Genomic DNA, 14645 nt, shown 5'->3' with positions numbered 1-14645 from the left:
GGTAATGAAACCACAACTTCATTTGCTACTGTTGTTCAGTAAACATTATTTAATAATTTCAACAGGGCTCTGATCAAACAGATTGATTTGACCCGACACAATCACTTGATCGCCATTTTGCAGACCACCCAAGATTTCGATGTAATCGCCAAAATTTCTTCCGGATTTCACATTGGTTTCGATTGCTTTACCATTTTTAAGGACGAATATTTTATTGTCACTCACACTACCGACAAATGCATTGCGCGGTACGATCAAGGTATTACCGGCTACACCTTCGCCAAATATTGCTGTACCATACATACCGGCACGCAATTGATTGGATGAATTATTGACTTCGATTTCTACCGGGAAATTTAAGCTTCCGTCTGATTTGGGTGCAATAAATGTAATCTTACCGGTATATCTTTGGTCAGCATAGACACTTGCTGTTACGTCAACAGATTGCCCAACCCGCAATGTAGCCACATTTTTTTCATCCACATTGACCCGTAATTTTAAGGTACCGACATTGACGATATCAAAAGCCGGAGCGCCAACATTTAAATACGTTCCGGGTTCAATTTTACGTGCATTGACCACCCCGGAAACCGATGTTTTGATGGTAACATCACCAGCATTCAATTTTGATGCTCTCAAATTATTTTTGGCGTTTTCAAACTGCAATTTCACCTGATCCAGCTGCTGTTTGGTAACACCACCTGTAGAAAAAGCACTTTCAAAACGATGTAAGTCAGCCTGTGCATTTGTAAACGCGGCTTGTGCATTGGCGACATTCACATTCAGCTTGTCCCCTTCAATAATAGCCAAGGTTTGTCCGGCACTCACATGCGAGCCTTCGTCGACCAATACCTTCACCACTCTGCCGGCAGTCTCCGCAGATACCGTGACCTCTTGCTTTGGCGCAAAAGTTCCGTTGGCAGTGTAACGTAAGTCCATTGAACTTATTTTCGCCGTATCAATACGGACGGCAATGGCTGCATTTGTTTTCGCAACCTCAGCAGTTTCCGCTTCGTTTTTCTTTTTATTTTTATTTAACACAAAAAATATTCCTGCAAGACCAGCAGCAATAATAAGTAGGGTAATAATTCCGCGTTTCATATTGTATTAGTCAATTATTCGTTAATTAGTGATTTGAGATTTCCGTTGGCTTTAATTAATTGGACTTCGGCCACTTTATAATCAAGCAAAGACGTATTTAAATTATTTTGGGCATCAGCATAAGCTTTTTCAGCATCCAATAAATCTGTTAGTGTCGCCAAACCATTCTTATAATTATTGTTGGTATCCTCTAACACAGATTTGGCCAAATCCACATTTTTACGGTTAGATTCGATTGTTAAAAGTGTGTTCTTAATTTGAACTTTGGAATTTTCCGCCGCCAGATTTAGCGCTAATTTGGTGTCAGCGATATCCACCTGTAATTTATCAATATCAATCTGCGCCTGGCGAACTTTTGATTTCGTCAGGAAACCGTTAAAAATAGGCACGGTCAGATTCAGCCCAATGCCGGAAAAGCTAGACCAGTTTACACCTTCAGCTTTAGAAAATATCGGGAAAACAGGTCCCAGACCCTGCCTTCCATAATTAGCAGTCAACGAAAGTGTCGGATAATATTTGGAAATTTCTGCTTTTTTATTTAATTCAAGTAATTCATTTTGCTTTGCCAACACCTGAATTTCCGTTCTATTCGAAACATCAAGCGGATCATATATGGCATCCAGTGCGACGGTCTCAAAAGTTGAACTTGGCATCACAATCTGCTCGGTCATCGGCATACCAATGACAAACTTCAATGCATTTTCTTTCAATTCCACCGCGTTAATAAGCTGTTGTCTGGAAGCTTTCAAATTTGTAACGGCAACGTTTGTACGATCCAGATCTATTTTTTTTGCCAATCCATTTTTAAACAAGCCTTCGATCACATCCCTTGTCTTCGTGGTGCTCTCCAGATTGTTATCAACTGTTTTTAACTGTAATTTAGATTGGTAAACATCATAATAACTATTTGCCACTTTCTCGATCAGCTGCTCATCTGTCAAGGTCTTGTTGATCACATAAAATTCGCGTGTCGTTTTGGCGGCTTTCAATCCGGTAAATACAGTCTGGTTAAACAGCTGTTGGTTTAAACTGATCGAATTGGTGGATTGCCATTTTTGTCCAAAAGCAGCCATGACGGTTGTTCCCGGCTGACCGACAAGTTCGCCTGGTAAAGCAACTTTTTGGATCATTGGATTATAGGTGATTCCACCATTAAAATTCACCTGCGGCAATGCTCCTGATTTAACTTCCGCAATTTTATACTCTGCATTCACAACATCAAGATTCGCCTTTTTAGCATCGGCCTTATTTTGCAAAGCAAATTTGATCGCATCACTTAGGCTTAATTGCTGCTGTGCTTGACTTTGGAAAACCATCGTACCTAATAAAAGGCTGGCTAGTATTCTGATTGTTTTCATTCCTAATTTATTTGTCCTAATTTTATATCTACTTTTTATTTATACCATTAAAAAACAGCTTCGTAGCTAGTTTTTGTTTCTGTAGCACTTCATCAAAACGATCCTGATTAGGGATTCCCGAAATGATATCAGAAATATTGCACATCAGGGATAGGCTCTTCATCAGTTCGACATAGATTTCAGCGGTCTCATAGAGATGCTCGCCATTGAGCTCGCCATTTTCAGCTCCCACCTTTAGTATCTCATAAAGCGCATTTACATCACGATTGTGCAGGCACTGAAAAAAATCCTGCATCGAAAGCCCTTTAATCCATTCCAGGTTTTCGTTCATGTGCAGCATATAATACTTACGTACAAAGGCATCCCGTAATTCTAAAATCTTCATGATCACCTCGTAGGTTGTGCCCTTGTGTGCCCCAACCAACTTCTCTTCCTCTTCCCGGTACTCATCAGTCAATCGTATGATCACATCCCGTATGAGCACATTCTTCTCTGAGTAATAGTAATATAAATTCGCTTTGGTAATTTTTATATCCTCCGCAATCTCATTCATTGTTGTCTTACTAAAACCATAATGCATAAAACGTCTTATGGCGGCATCAATGATCTGGTCTTTTCTATCTTCCATTCTTCAAAAAACTCCTTTCTACTTTCTGACTTTTATCAGAAATTGTTCAAAAATATAAAAAGTAACTTCCTGTACAAAATATATTTTGAAATCGCTTTTAATTTGATATTGAGTTGACAACAAAAAAGGCAAACTTTGGAAGTTTGCCTTTCTTAATAACTCAGAATTTATTAAAACGCTACAGTATTCTGAAAATGTTTGAGGAACTTTCTCTTGTCCAGTTTATAGAGCCTAGCTGCCCGGTAAGCGACACCGGTCTGCACCTCGTCGAGCTCCTTTAGGAAGCCATAATTCTGCATTTTCTTTCTAAAATTGCGTTTATCCAATGTTTTATTCAAGATTCCCTCGTACACCAACTGCAATTGTGTCAGTGTAAATTTTTCAGGCAACAGTTCGAAAGCGATGGGTTTATAGGCCAGACGGCGCTGCAACCTTTCGAGGCAAAGATCCAAAATCTGTTTATGGTCAAACGCCAATTCAGGAACATTTCTGACAGGAAACCATTTGGCCTGTTTCATGTAGTTTGTAACAGGCTTCGTTTTCAGTTTTGTGTTATCCAGCTGGACCAGGGCATAGTAAGCCACGGTCAGAATACGTCCTTTTGGGTGCCGTTTTAAGCCCGCAAAAGAATGTAATTGGTCCATAAATACATCCTTCAACCCTGTATTTTCATACAGAATTCTCTTCACGGCATCTTCCATCTCTTCGTCATTGTCCACGAAAAAGCCTGGCAATGCCCACCAATCCTTAAAAGGATATTCATTTCTTTCAGCCAAAAGAACCTTTAATTCTCCTTCATGAAAGCCTAATATGACACAGTCTACGGTAAAATTACTATACAAAACTTCTAAATTTATTTATATGCGATATACTGAGCTAAATTTATTGGCTACTAATCATCGGGTTACCTGTAACAATTATACGCTTCCTAAACGTGATGCGCAAAAAAATAATGAAAAATTTATTCAAAGTGTAGAATATACACTATAAAAATCTTATATTCGTAAAACCTAAAATATAGAGTGTGATAAAAGAAATTAAAAAAATAGGCGTATTAACATCTGGCGGCGATGCACCGGGCATGAATGCCTGTATTCGTGCAGTTGTCCGTACAGCATTACACAAGGGCCTTCAGGTCACTGGGATTTATCAGGGCTACCAAGGTTTGATTGACGGAAATTTTAAAGAAATGGATACCCGCTCGGTGAGCAATATCATACAGCGTGGTGGTACAATATTAAAAACAGCACGTTGTCTTGAGTTTAAGACAACCGAGGGGCGAAAAATTGCATATGATAATTTAAAGGCTGCCGGCATAGATGCTTTGGTGGTCATTGGTGGTGATGGTACTTTTACGGGTGCGAATTTCTTCTCCAAAGAATTTGAAATTCCCATCGTAGGCATCCCAGGCACGATTGACAATGATTTGTATGGTTCGGACTATACCATTGGTTACGATACCGCAAACAATACCGTTATTGAAGCCATTGACAAAATCAGGGATACCGCAGCATCACATGAGCGTCTTTTCTTTGTGGAGGTGATGGGAAGAGATTCAGGATGTATTGCATTAAATGCCGGGATTGCCGGTGGTGCAGAAGCAATCCTGCTTCCAGAAAAAGAGACGGCCATTGATGATTTGATCAGTCACCTGGAAGATGGAGCCATCAAAAAGAAATCTTCTTCTATTGTTATCGTTGCCGAAGGCGATCAAAACGGTGGTGCCTATTATGTCGCAAAAAAAGTAAAGGAAAAATTTGATCATTACGACACGAAAGTTAGTATATTAGGGCATTTGCAACGCGGCGGATCTCCAACAAGTTTCGACCGTGTATTGGCTAGTCGATTGGGTTTTGCTGCCGTTAATGAAATTTTGGCAGGCAATACACGGATTACTGTTGGTCTCCGTGGCAATGAAATCAAAACCACTCCGATCGAGGAAGCTATCAGCAATAAGGAAATTAAGCTTAGCCCTGATTTATTGGAAATGGCTGAGATTTTGTAATATAAAATAAGCAGACGATGATAGCAGTAGTATACAGTGGATCCAGATTCTCAGACTGGCGGTTGGCCGATAAAGGCCGAATAACGACCGGGTTTCGCATGAATGGCATCAACCCCTATCTACAGGACGAACGGTCCATACTACAGCATTTAAATAGAAATACCAACTTGATCAATAACGCTGAAAAAATAAAACGTATTTATTTTTTTGGTGCCGGCTCCTCATCAAAAGAACGTAAGGACAAGATCAAAAATGTTTTCGAGCGCTTTTTTGTCAATGCCCGTGTCAAAGTAGACCATGATGTCATTGCTTCGGCCATTTCAACCTTTGGTGATGAAAAAGGCATTGTCGGCATTATCGGAAGTGGATCGAACGCGGCCTATTATACCGGTAAGAAAATCATTGAGAACAACTACGGTCTGGGTTACATCCTCGCAGATGAAGGGGCAACAAACTGGAACAGTCAGCAATTGCTGAAACATTATATGACCGACACGCTTCCGGTGGATCTGAAAGATAAATTGGAAAAAGAATTTACCCTGGACAAGAAAAGTATTTTGGAGAAGGTCTATATTGCGCCGCAGCCAACCAACTTTTTAAATTCATTTACCGATTTTGTACTTGAAAATAAGGATCACCTATTTATCAATCAGCTGATCAAAAACGGACTGCGCATCTTCATTAAGACGTACATTAAGCCATTAATGAAAGAGTATCCGGATAGTGATGTGAATTTTACAGGTTCGGTAGCTTTCAATTATGAAAACATCCTCCGGGAAGTTGCTACAGAAGAATTTAATATCAGTATTGGCACCGTGGTTAAGGAGCCGATACATAATTTAATTAAATATTATATCAATAAAAATTAAGAATATGAAAATTGGAATTAACGGATTTGGCCGTATTGGTCGTTTAGCATTCAGAGCTGCTATCAATCGTCCAGAAATTGAAATTGTTGGTATCAATGACTTAGTTGAGCCTGATTATATGGCTTATATGTTGAAATACGATTCAACTCACGGTAAATTTGATGGTACTGTAGAGGTGAAAGACGGTAACTTGGTCGTGAATGGCAAAACAATCCGTGTAACTGCTGAAAAAGATCCAGCAAACTTAAAATGGAATGAAGTAGGTGCTGAAGTAATCATCGAATCTACAGGTTTCTTCCTAACACAAGAGTTGGCTCAAAAACACATCGACGCAGGTGCGAAAAAAGTTGTCATGTCTGCTCCGGCAAAAGATGATACCCCTACTTTCGTAATGGGTGTAAACCACAAAGAATTAAAAGCTGATCAACATATCGTTTCAAATGCATCATGTACTACAAACTGTTTAGCTCCTATCGCTAAAGTATTGAATGACAAATTCGGTATCGTTGAAGGTTTAATGACTACCGTACACGCGGTAACAGCTACGCAAAAGACTGTGGATGGTCCTTCAGTGAAAGACTGGAGAGGTGGCCGTGGTGCTTACCAAAACATCATCCCTTCGTCTACAGGTGCTGCTAAAGCTGTAGGTTTGGTTCTTCCTGAATTGAAAGGTAAATTGACAGGTATGTCATTACGTGTTCCTACTGCTGACGTTTCAGTTGTTGACTTGACCGTACGTTTGAACAAAGGTGCTTCATACGAAGAGATCAAAACTGCGATGAAAGAAGCTTCTGAAGGTGAATTGAAAGGTATCTTGGGTTACACTGAGGACGAGGTTGTTTCAACTGACTTCTTGGGTGATGCACGTACATCAATCTTCGATGCTAAAGCTGGTATTTCTTTGAATGATAACTTCGTGAAAGTTGTATCTTGGTATGACAACGAGTGGGGTTATTCAAACAAAATCGTTGATCTAGTATTAGAAGTAGGTAAATTATCTTAATCAGATCCACCTAGACAATATCAGAGGGCTATTCAGATCGAATAGCCCTTTATTTTTTCGGCTTAGCAATCAACGGGTTGGCGTTTAAACGCAAAAAAAAGCGCTTTTGCCTTTTGTATTTCAAATAATCCCTCTATATTTGCAGCATCAATAAGGCAAACGCCTAGCATTGAAAAGGTGCCATAGCTCAGTTGGTAGAGCAAAGGACTGAAAATCCTTGTGTCGCTGGTTCGAATCCAGCTGGCACCACCAAAAGAAACAGAACGCGAAGTTCTGAAATACTTGAAAAAATAAATTCCATGCGAAAATAGCTCAGTTGGTAGAGCACAACCTTGCCAAGGTTGGGGTCGCGAGTTCGAATCTCGTTTTTCGCTCACCTGCCTAGGTGGTGGAACTGGTAGACACGCAGGACTTAAAATCCTGTTCCCGTTAAGGGAGTGCGGGTTCGATTCCCGCCCTAGGTACAAGAAGGCTCATCATGCGATGGGCCTTTCTTGTTTTATGCAATTTTCTGCAAAACTCCCCTCTTCTATAGCCTCCTGCTCCGTTAATCTCTTTTTTATAATCAGCGCCTCTCCTGCTTTGTCAAGAATTCCTAAACGTATAAACTATCCCCTTAATACAGGTTGTCAATTATACAAGGTCAGTACCTAGAATTGCAAGACCGAAAAATTATAGGAACGATAAACTATCCCCGCCTACAAATTGTTCCCTTAAAAAAGGAGGACTTATGCCTTGGTATCATGGAGATTACCCACCATCCTATAAAAATCAACCTGTTAAACTACGGGAGAAAGCGACAACAATTGCAAACGCGCTATTGAAAGAGGGTACCGAAGAAGGTATTGCTATAGCTACAGGGCTTAAAAAGGCGCGGGAACATTTCCAAAAGGAAAAAGAAAACGACAAAAAGAAAAAAAGCGAATAGCGTTGCTTATTGCGCCGCACTATTGCACATCATCATCAAAACGATAACATATGCCAGAGTTACCAGATCTACAGGTTTTCAGTAGAAACCTGACTAACATGTTGAAAGGGAAAACGCTTGACAATGCTGTTATCCATACAAAGCAAAAAATAAGAGTGAGCGAAAAATCTCTTCAGGAGCTTATTGGCAAAAAACTCATTCAGGTCTACCGCGAAGGCAAACGGCTTTATTTTGACTTTGGGAAAGGGGCCATCTTATCGCTTCATTTAATGCTGCATGGTAAGCTGGTCTATTCAGCAGACGAAAATCCGAAGTATACATTGGTAGCCCTGAAATTTAAGGACGGTAAAACTCTTGCCATTACTGACTTTCAGAAGATGGCCAATATGGAATTGAATCCCCCTCCTTCCGAAGGGATCGATGCACTTTCTCCAAAGCTTACAGCCAAAATGCTGTCTGAATTATTACAATCAAGCAAAGCCAAAATCAAAACCCTACTGATGGATCAGCAGGTTATTGGCGGTATAGGAAATGCCTACGCTGACGAGATCCTCTATGAAGCAGGAATATCGCCACTCTCAATCGCCAACAAGATTCCTGAAAGGGAGGTACAAAAGCTTCAGAAAGCTATTAAACAGGTACTGGAAAGCGCAGAAAAACAGATATTGAAAGAACATCCCAATATTATTCATGGGGAGGTTAGGGATTTTATGAAGGTTCATATAAAAAACGCCAATACAGATAAAAAAGGAAATAAAATCTTGCAGACCAAAATCGGGGGACGAACGACCTATTACACCGAACAACAGGAAGTTTTCAAATAACCCCTATTAAAAAAGCAGCGCTGTTAGCAGAAAAGTCATGTGGCCAGGACTCAATCGTTATGCTTTTACGATGGACGGAATTATTAATAAAAAGCTTAAAGAATCAAAAAAACTAGTCTTATATTCGTTGATATGTTCCATTCCGTTTATTCGCTCAGGTACTGGCCTGCATCCCTGCTGGTCGTGCTCTTCTCCTTAAAGAGCCTCGATCTACGTGCGCAATTGTTTCATCAAGACAGCCTGCAAATAATAGCCCGACAGTTTGCCTTTACCGAAGGACCGGCGGTGGACAAGACGGGGAATATCTATTTTACCGATCAGCCCAATAACAAAATCTGGAAATATAGCACGAAAGGTCAACTTTCGCTTTTTAAAGATGCTGCCGGCCGTGCCAATGGATTGTACGTTAACCATCGCGGCGAGCTCCTTGCCTGTGCGGATGAAAAAAACGAAATCTGGTCCATCAGCAAAGAGGGCAACGTTACCGTCCTGCTGAAAGCCGTAGACGGAAAGAAACTGAACGGCCCAAATGATCTGTGGGCAGATAAGAAAGGTGGCATCTACTTCACAGATCCCTTTTATCTGCGCGATTATTGGACAAGGAAAAAGCCAGAGATAGCCGGGCAGAAAGTATACTACCTCCTGCCGGAAAAAGGGAAAAAACCAATCGTCGTAGCGGATGATCTAACCAAACCTAATGGTATTGTCGGATCGCCGGACGGAAGATACCTGTATGTCGCGGATATTGAACGGAATAAAACTTATAGATATGCGATAGCACCCGACGGAAAACTCAGCGAACAGACTGCGCTCATCGACCAGGGATCTGATGGAATGACATTGGACAATCAAGGAAATATTTACCTAACAGGCAAAGGGGTTTTTATCTATAGTCCAACAGGTCTGCTGATTGGACATATTGAAGTAAATGAACCTTGGACATCCAATGTCTGTTTTGGCGGTAAAGATCGTACGGATCTATTTATCACCGCTTCAACAGCGATCTATCGCATTCCGATGCGGACAAGGGGCGTGAACTAAAGGTTTCAGTAGCCCATGACATGTCCATCAACCTCGAAAATATTGAATAGCGACGACCAATAGATAGGCGTAAAGCAAGACGATGGGCAGGGCAAAATACCATTTTTTACCTAGTTTTTCTTGCGTATCTACACGCCCCTTGATGTCATCAATAATAGGCTTAGGAATAAGTTTTATCGTGAGGGTTATTAATAAGGGCACAATGACAATATCGTCCAGCAGTCCGCCTTTCAACATACGGACTTCAATTTTATTCCAACATTAAATATCCGGAATATTATGCAAAATTGCCAATGCAGTACAGATGTTTTCATAAAACGCTCACTGCGCATAAAAAAGCTATCTAACGATGGACTTTTTTTGTTTATGTACCGTCGTTCAGGTTACCTGAATAAAAAAGGGTACATGAATAATCATGTACCCTAACTAACTATCAAAAATGATATTTTAATCCCTCAACGCCGTAATATCTTGATTCGGTGCAGGAAAATTAAGGTTAGCAATCTCGGTATAAACGGATTCATTGACCTTAAAACCCCATTTTCTAAAAAAGTCTGAAAGGTCTTTCTGTGAAATTTGACAAGCTGAAATCATAAAATAGCGCATTTTATCCGCATCTGTTGATAAAACAGGACGATTCTCACGGGTGGCCTTACTCAAATTAATATAAAGATTATCGCCAAATGCCAGCCATAACTGATGGAACATAATCATCTTCAGGTCATTATCACCCAAATTGAAATCACGTTCGGTTATAGGCTTTTGGAAATAAGTATCCAATTTGGGCCATGCATTGTTTGCAGTAACGCGACTAACAGGCAGGCCAAAACCCCGCTCACACGCTAACGAATAAACATTGACCGTCGTTTCCGTCAGATTGTTCCAGGTCCAAGCTTTCTGCTGATAGGTATGCCCTACTTCATGCCAGATCCCCCATCCATTGGTGTTGGAAAGATATTTAGGCTGCAGCATGCGATAAGACAAGGATTCCGTATAAAAAATAGAAATACCTGCCGCCATATATCCGCCAGAAGCAGAATCCCTGACTGTGATCAAATGTTTATTATAAGGGATCGCATGCACTCCGCTTGTACCGCTCAGACCACTAATACGATTTGAAAAACCGATGATCGAATCCAATCGATCAACGATCAATTGTTGATCCTCGCCTTTATAAAGAAGCGCCTCATCCATATTGGCGACCATAATGGTACGGTCGGAAGAAAAGACCACATCCGGAGCAATGTTTTTAAGTGAATCCAATGTCAGCACCCATTGATTATGTGTTGTTTTACCTTTTTGAAAATACGGAACAGGAATAAATCCATTGCCGAAAGTAAGTTCAATTTCTCCTGTTGTTGTATAATTATTCGCGGTATAGATCAAATAAACCAACCCTCCGTATTGATCTACTGTAAAGGATTGAGTTCCCGGCTGTAAATCAAAGTATTGTCTCACAGGCCTGATATTATCCCTAAAAGGAGTACCGATAGCAAGTCGGGCTCCTGTTGAGCCAGCTTTGACGTTAACAGTCACTGTTATTGTACTATTGGGAGCAGCATAAAATCCCGTTGCCTGCATATCGTTGTGATTTGCCCTGAATTGCATTCGATCGGTCTCTGTCGAAGCCGAAGGCGTTACTTTGAACGTTTGTACACTATCTGCAATGGCCAACTTGACCGGTTCGGGATCAGTAGGCACCGGGTGCATCCAACCACCATCCTTTTTACAGGAGGTAAATAAGCAGACAAAGCAGATTGCAATTACATAAAAGATGTTTTTCTTCATTGGTTTTCAAAATTAAGTTTATAAACAGTTTAAAACTTTGGTAAAAAATTAGTAGTAGGATTATAATCGCTATGACCAATATAGAAGTAAATTTTTCAATAAATCCGAGCAATCGATTGCGCAACAAACGAAAACGTTATCGTGTACAATAAACACAATAAGTTAAAAAGAACTAAAATTAACTATCATAAATAACAACCTCCTTTAATAGGTAAAAATATAGACAGGAAGCTGACTCGGAGCGACCTATTATTTCAATTCCAGATCGAAACGATGTTTCCCTGCCTCCAGTCGGATTAGGTTGCTACTGCGGATATTCGCTGGCGGATAAAATGTAGCCGTCGCATTCGCCGGTATCTCGACAGTGTATTCAATTTTGTTACCGTTTACCCGCCAACTGGACACAATTTTACCATAAGGCGATTGATAAGAAATCGAGGATTCCTTGAGCTCCTTCGGGAAAATAGGTTTTAACAAGACATGTTTGAAGCCCGCCTGTGTTGGATCTGGCAGGATACCGCCAATGGATTTAAAAAACCAGCCACCGATCTCGCCAAACATCATATGGTTATCGGATATATCCCGTGTCGCCTGCAGGTCCCAATTTTCAAGCAAGGTGGTCGCGCCATTGACAATCCACCAGCCCCAGGAGGGATAGGTATCCTGTACGGCAACTTTATAGGCTGTTTCGCCATAGCCATTATCCTTCAATGCATTCAGCAGTGCTTTGGCCCCCAGCACCCCAACATCCAAATGAAAATTGGTCTCTTCTACCCGCTTATTTAAGTTGGCCGCAACCTTGGCTTTTATCGCTTCAGGCACCAGGCCCCAATATAAGGGCACACTTAACTCGGTCTGTGTTCCTGTACTGTAGATCCCTGTTGCGGTATCCAAAAATTTCGCATTGATCGCGTCTTTGATCTTCTGGCTTAATTTTTCATATTTCTGCTGGTCATCTGTCTTTCCAAACATTTTTGCGGCCGCGGCTAAGATCGTCGCATCCACATAAAAGTACACCGACGAAGTTAACTCAAGATTAGATTGCGATTTGACCGGTACCCAATCCCCACGACCGAAGGTGGTCAGTCCATTCGGACTAATTCCGTCCACGTAATCCACATAACGTTTGATATTGTCATAACATTCTGCCAGTAGCTTTGCATCACCGTAAAACAAATAGGTTTGCCAGGGAATAATGGCGATGGTACTTGTCCAGTCCAAGCCATTTGCCGTACCATATCCCCAACCGCCGGTCGGAATGATATCGGGCAACACGCCGTTTTCCTGCTGCTCATCCCGATGGTCTGCCATCCATTTCTCATATACGGTAATACCATCAAAATTATAATAGGCGGTTTCAATCGCGAGGTGCCCATCCCCCGTCCAACCATTTTTCTCCCGTTGTGGGCAGTCCGTGGGATAACCCATCAAGTTGGACAGGTAGGCGTTGTTAGTCGCTTCCCATAACCTATTGATCAGCGAGGAAGAGGTTTTCAGCTGGCCAATGGGCCGTACATCACTATGCATAAAATAAGCCGTAACAGCCGATTCATCCAATGTAATTGCTTCACTGCTGCTCAGCTCAACATAACGGAAGCCTTTATAGCCAAATTTCGCCATAAATTCATCCGTTTTCCTGCCGCTCAGTGTCAGGATGTCGGTCTGAAAAGGCTCCAGTTCTTTGTTGCCACGGTAATACACATCAATATTGGACTGATCCAAGCGGCCATTTGCCTGCACGCGTTCACCATGCTTGATTTGGACCACCGTCCCGGCTTTCCCAGCGATCTTGATCTTCGTCACACCGGCCATATTTTGGCCCATATCAAACACATAGGTCCTGTCATCGATTTTTTTTATTGATTTTGGTTTATACGATCGGACCAGCCGTATCGGTGCCATCTGCTGGGAGACAATATTTGCGGAAGGTGGTTTCCGATACTGCACTGCATGCCATTGTGAATCATCGAAGGCTGCTGTATCCCATCCCGGCATTTCCAGACGGGCATCATAATGTTCACCGGTATAAATATTATTGTAGCGGATCGGTCCTTCCGCAGTCTTCCAGGTCTGGTCTGAACTTACTGTTTCTTCGGTACCGTCCTCATAGACAATACGTAGATCCAAACAAAATGTCGGACGATCCCGCCAGGGAGCCTTGTCAAAATTCCATACCGCCAGAGCTTGATGGTTATACCAGCCATTTCCCAAAACAATAGCAAGTACATTGTCGCCCTGCTTAAGCTGTCGGGTCACATCTTCTACCAGATACAACGTGCGTTTATCAAACCGGGTATACATGGGATCAAGACGGTGATCGCCGATTCGCTTACCATTTATGGACAGTTCATAAAGTCCCGCTGCCGCAATATAGGCCCGAGCTGACTTGATTGCCTTGGTTGTTTTAAAAGCCTTTCTGAAATAAGGTGCCGCCTGTTCGTGAATATCCTGCTTATCGCTGATCCATTTTCCCTTCCAGTTCTGCATCCCCATCATCCCTGTTTCGAAGGAGGCGATGGAGGATGTACTTGGCTTTCCATTTTTGTCCCAGACAAGGACTTTCCAAAAATATTTTGTCTGCGGTTTCAAAGCCGATCCATTATACTGAACCAACATGTCGGAATTTGACTGCTTTCCACTATTCCAACCACGGGATTTATTTTTCACCAGGGCCATTGAGTCCCTGTCTACCAAGATTTGGTAAGCAGATTGCTTTGCCCCCGGTCGTTTATCATCCAGCTGCCAGCTTAAACGTGGATTTCTTTCATCCACACCCAAGGGGTTCTCCAAATGTTCGCATCGGAGCGCAATAGGTACACATTCTTGTTGCTGCTGTGCATGCAATAAGGTCCCCATGCTCAGCATGATCATCAGTAAATTCTTCCGCATATTTCGTATATACATGTTGGCCTCTTGTGTTTCCCGCGATGAAAATAGAATGCCTTTCCTAAGCGATCAGGGATGAATTCAGCAGGTTTACAAAAGGATGTTAAATTGTTTTAGTTGATTTAAAAACGAATATATCAAATATTTTCAACATAATAAACAGCCTTCTTTTATTGCAACAGAATTTAAATTTAACAGCGATGTTTTGGATTTT

At 41.5% G+C, this 14645-nt stretch carries 13 protein-coding genes and 3 tRNA genes; 9 read left to right on the top strand and 7 right to left on the bottom strand.

From position 1 onward, the window contains the following. Window positions 1-45 precede the first annotated feature (45 nt). The 4 genes from ABDW32_RS06275 to ABDW32_RS06260 all read right to left on the bottom strand — a co-directional run bounded on the left by ABDW32_RS06275 (window position 46) and on the right by ABDW32_RS06260 (window position 3929). On the bottom strand, window positions 46-1101 hold the full coding sequence (locus ABDW32_RS06275; protein WP_343560519.1) for an efflux RND transporter periplasmic adaptor subunit: 1056 nt from the start codon (window positions 1099-1101) through the stop codon (window positions 46-48). A gap of 14 nt (window positions 1102-1115) precedes the next feature. After that, the gene (locus ABDW32_RS06270; protein ID WP_343560517.1) at window positions 1116-2459 is read right to left on the bottom strand and encodes a TolC family protein; all 1344 of its coding nucleotides are present in this window, start codon (window positions 2457-2459) and stop codon (window positions 1116-1118) included. A 28-nt stretch (window positions 2460-2487) separates the two neighbouring features. Next, window positions 2488-3087: a TetR/AcrR family transcriptional regulator gene (locus ABDW32_RS06265; RefSeq protein WP_343560515.1), complete on the bottom strand. Its 600-nt coding sequence runs from the start codon at window positions 3085-3087 to the stop codon at window positions 2488-2490. 170 nt (window positions 3088-3257) lie between these two features. After that, on the bottom strand, window positions 3258-3929 hold the full coding sequence (locus ABDW32_RS06260; protein WP_077434873.1) for an NUDIX domain-containing protein: 672 nt from the start codon (window positions 3927-3929) through the stop codon (window positions 3258-3260). 182 nt (window positions 3930-4111) lie between these two features. Between ABDW32_RS06260 and pfkA the strand changes: the two genes are divergently transcribed. From pfkA to ABDW32_RS06215, 9 genes are all read left to right on the top strand, one after another. Continuing rightward, entirely contained in the window at window positions 4112-5092 is a 981-nt protein-coding gene (gene pfkA, locus ABDW32_RS06255; protein WP_343560512.1) for a 6-phosphofructokinase, read from the top strand. A 17-nt stretch (window positions 5093-5109) separates the two neighbouring features. Continuing rightward, window positions 5110-5961, top strand: a complete 852-nt coding sequence (locus ABDW32_RS06250) for a hypothetical protein (RefSeq protein WP_077434875.1) — start codon at window positions 5110-5112, stop codon at window positions 5959-5961. Window positions 5962-5965: 4 nt separating this feature from the next. Beyond that, window positions 5966-6964, top strand: a complete 999-nt coding sequence (gene gap / locus ABDW32_RS06245; protein ID WP_077434877.1) for a type I glyceraldehyde-3-phosphate dehydrogenase — start codon at window positions 5966-5968, stop codon at window positions 6962-6964. A gap of 176 nt (window positions 6965-7140) precedes the next feature. Continuing rightward, a tRNA-Phe gene (locus ABDW32_RS06240) sits at window positions 7141-7216 on the top strand. 49 nt (window positions 7217-7265) lie between these two features. Then, window positions 7266-7338: transfer RNA gene (locus ABDW32_RS06235), tRNA-Gly, on the top strand. 5 nt (window positions 7339-7343) lie between these two features. Continuing rightward, window positions 7344-7428 (top strand) — tRNA-Leu (locus ABDW32_RS06230). Between the two features lie 266 nt (window positions 7429-7694). Beyond that, window positions 7695-7892: a hypothetical protein gene (locus tag ABDW32_RS06225; protein ID WP_343560507.1), complete on the top strand. Its 198-nt coding sequence runs from the start codon at window positions 7695-7697 to the stop codon at window positions 7890-7892. 50 nt (window positions 7893-7942) lie between these two features. After that, on the top strand, window positions 7943-8716 hold the full coding sequence (locus ABDW32_RS06220) for a DNA-formamidopyrimidine glycosylase family protein (protein WP_343560505.1): 774 nt from the start codon (window positions 7943-7945) through the stop codon (window positions 8714-8716). Window positions 8717-8848: 132 nt separating this feature from the next. Beyond that, window positions 8849-9757 (top strand): SMP-30/gluconolactonase/LRE family protein, encoded by a 909-nt coding sequence (locus tag ABDW32_RS06215; RefSeq protein ID WP_343560503.1) that lies wholly within the window; start codon window positions 8849-8851, stop codon window positions 9755-9757. Between the two features lie 27 nt (window positions 9758-9784). Here ABDW32_RS06215 and ABDW32_RS06210 read toward each other — a convergent pair whose 3' ends face one another. The 3 genes from ABDW32_RS06210 to ABDW32_RS06200 form a co-directional block, all read right to left on the bottom strand. Then, window positions 9785-9994 carry a hypothetical protein gene (locus ABDW32_RS06210; RefSeq protein WP_343560501.1) on the bottom strand — a complete coding sequence of 70 codons (210 nt, stop codon included), beginning with the start codon at window positions 9992-9994 and terminating at the stop codon, window positions 9785-9787. 210 nt (window positions 9995-10204) lie between these two features. Further along, on the bottom strand, window positions 10205-11545 hold the full coding sequence (locus ABDW32_RS06205) for a M60 family metallopeptidase (RefSeq protein ID WP_343560499.1): 1341 nt from the start codon (window positions 11543-11545) through the stop codon (window positions 10205-10207). A 249-nt stretch (window positions 11546-11794) separates the two neighbouring features. Beyond that, on the bottom strand, window positions 11795-14434 hold the full coding sequence (locus ABDW32_RS06200; protein WP_343560497.1) for a family 78 glycoside hydrolase catalytic domain: 2640 nt from the start codon (window positions 14432-14434) through the stop codon (window positions 11795-11797). Between the last annotated feature and the right edge of the window lie 211 nt (window positions 14435-14645).

It is taken from the genome of Sphingobacterium sp. (genome assembly GCF_039596235.1).
Taxonomy (GTDB): Bacteria; Bacteroidota; Bacteroidia; order Sphingobacteriales; family Sphingobacteriaceae; genus Sphingobacterium.
The sequence above is the reverse complement of the archived record's forward strand: the minus strand, read 5'-3'. Positions and strand labels throughout refer to the sequence as shown.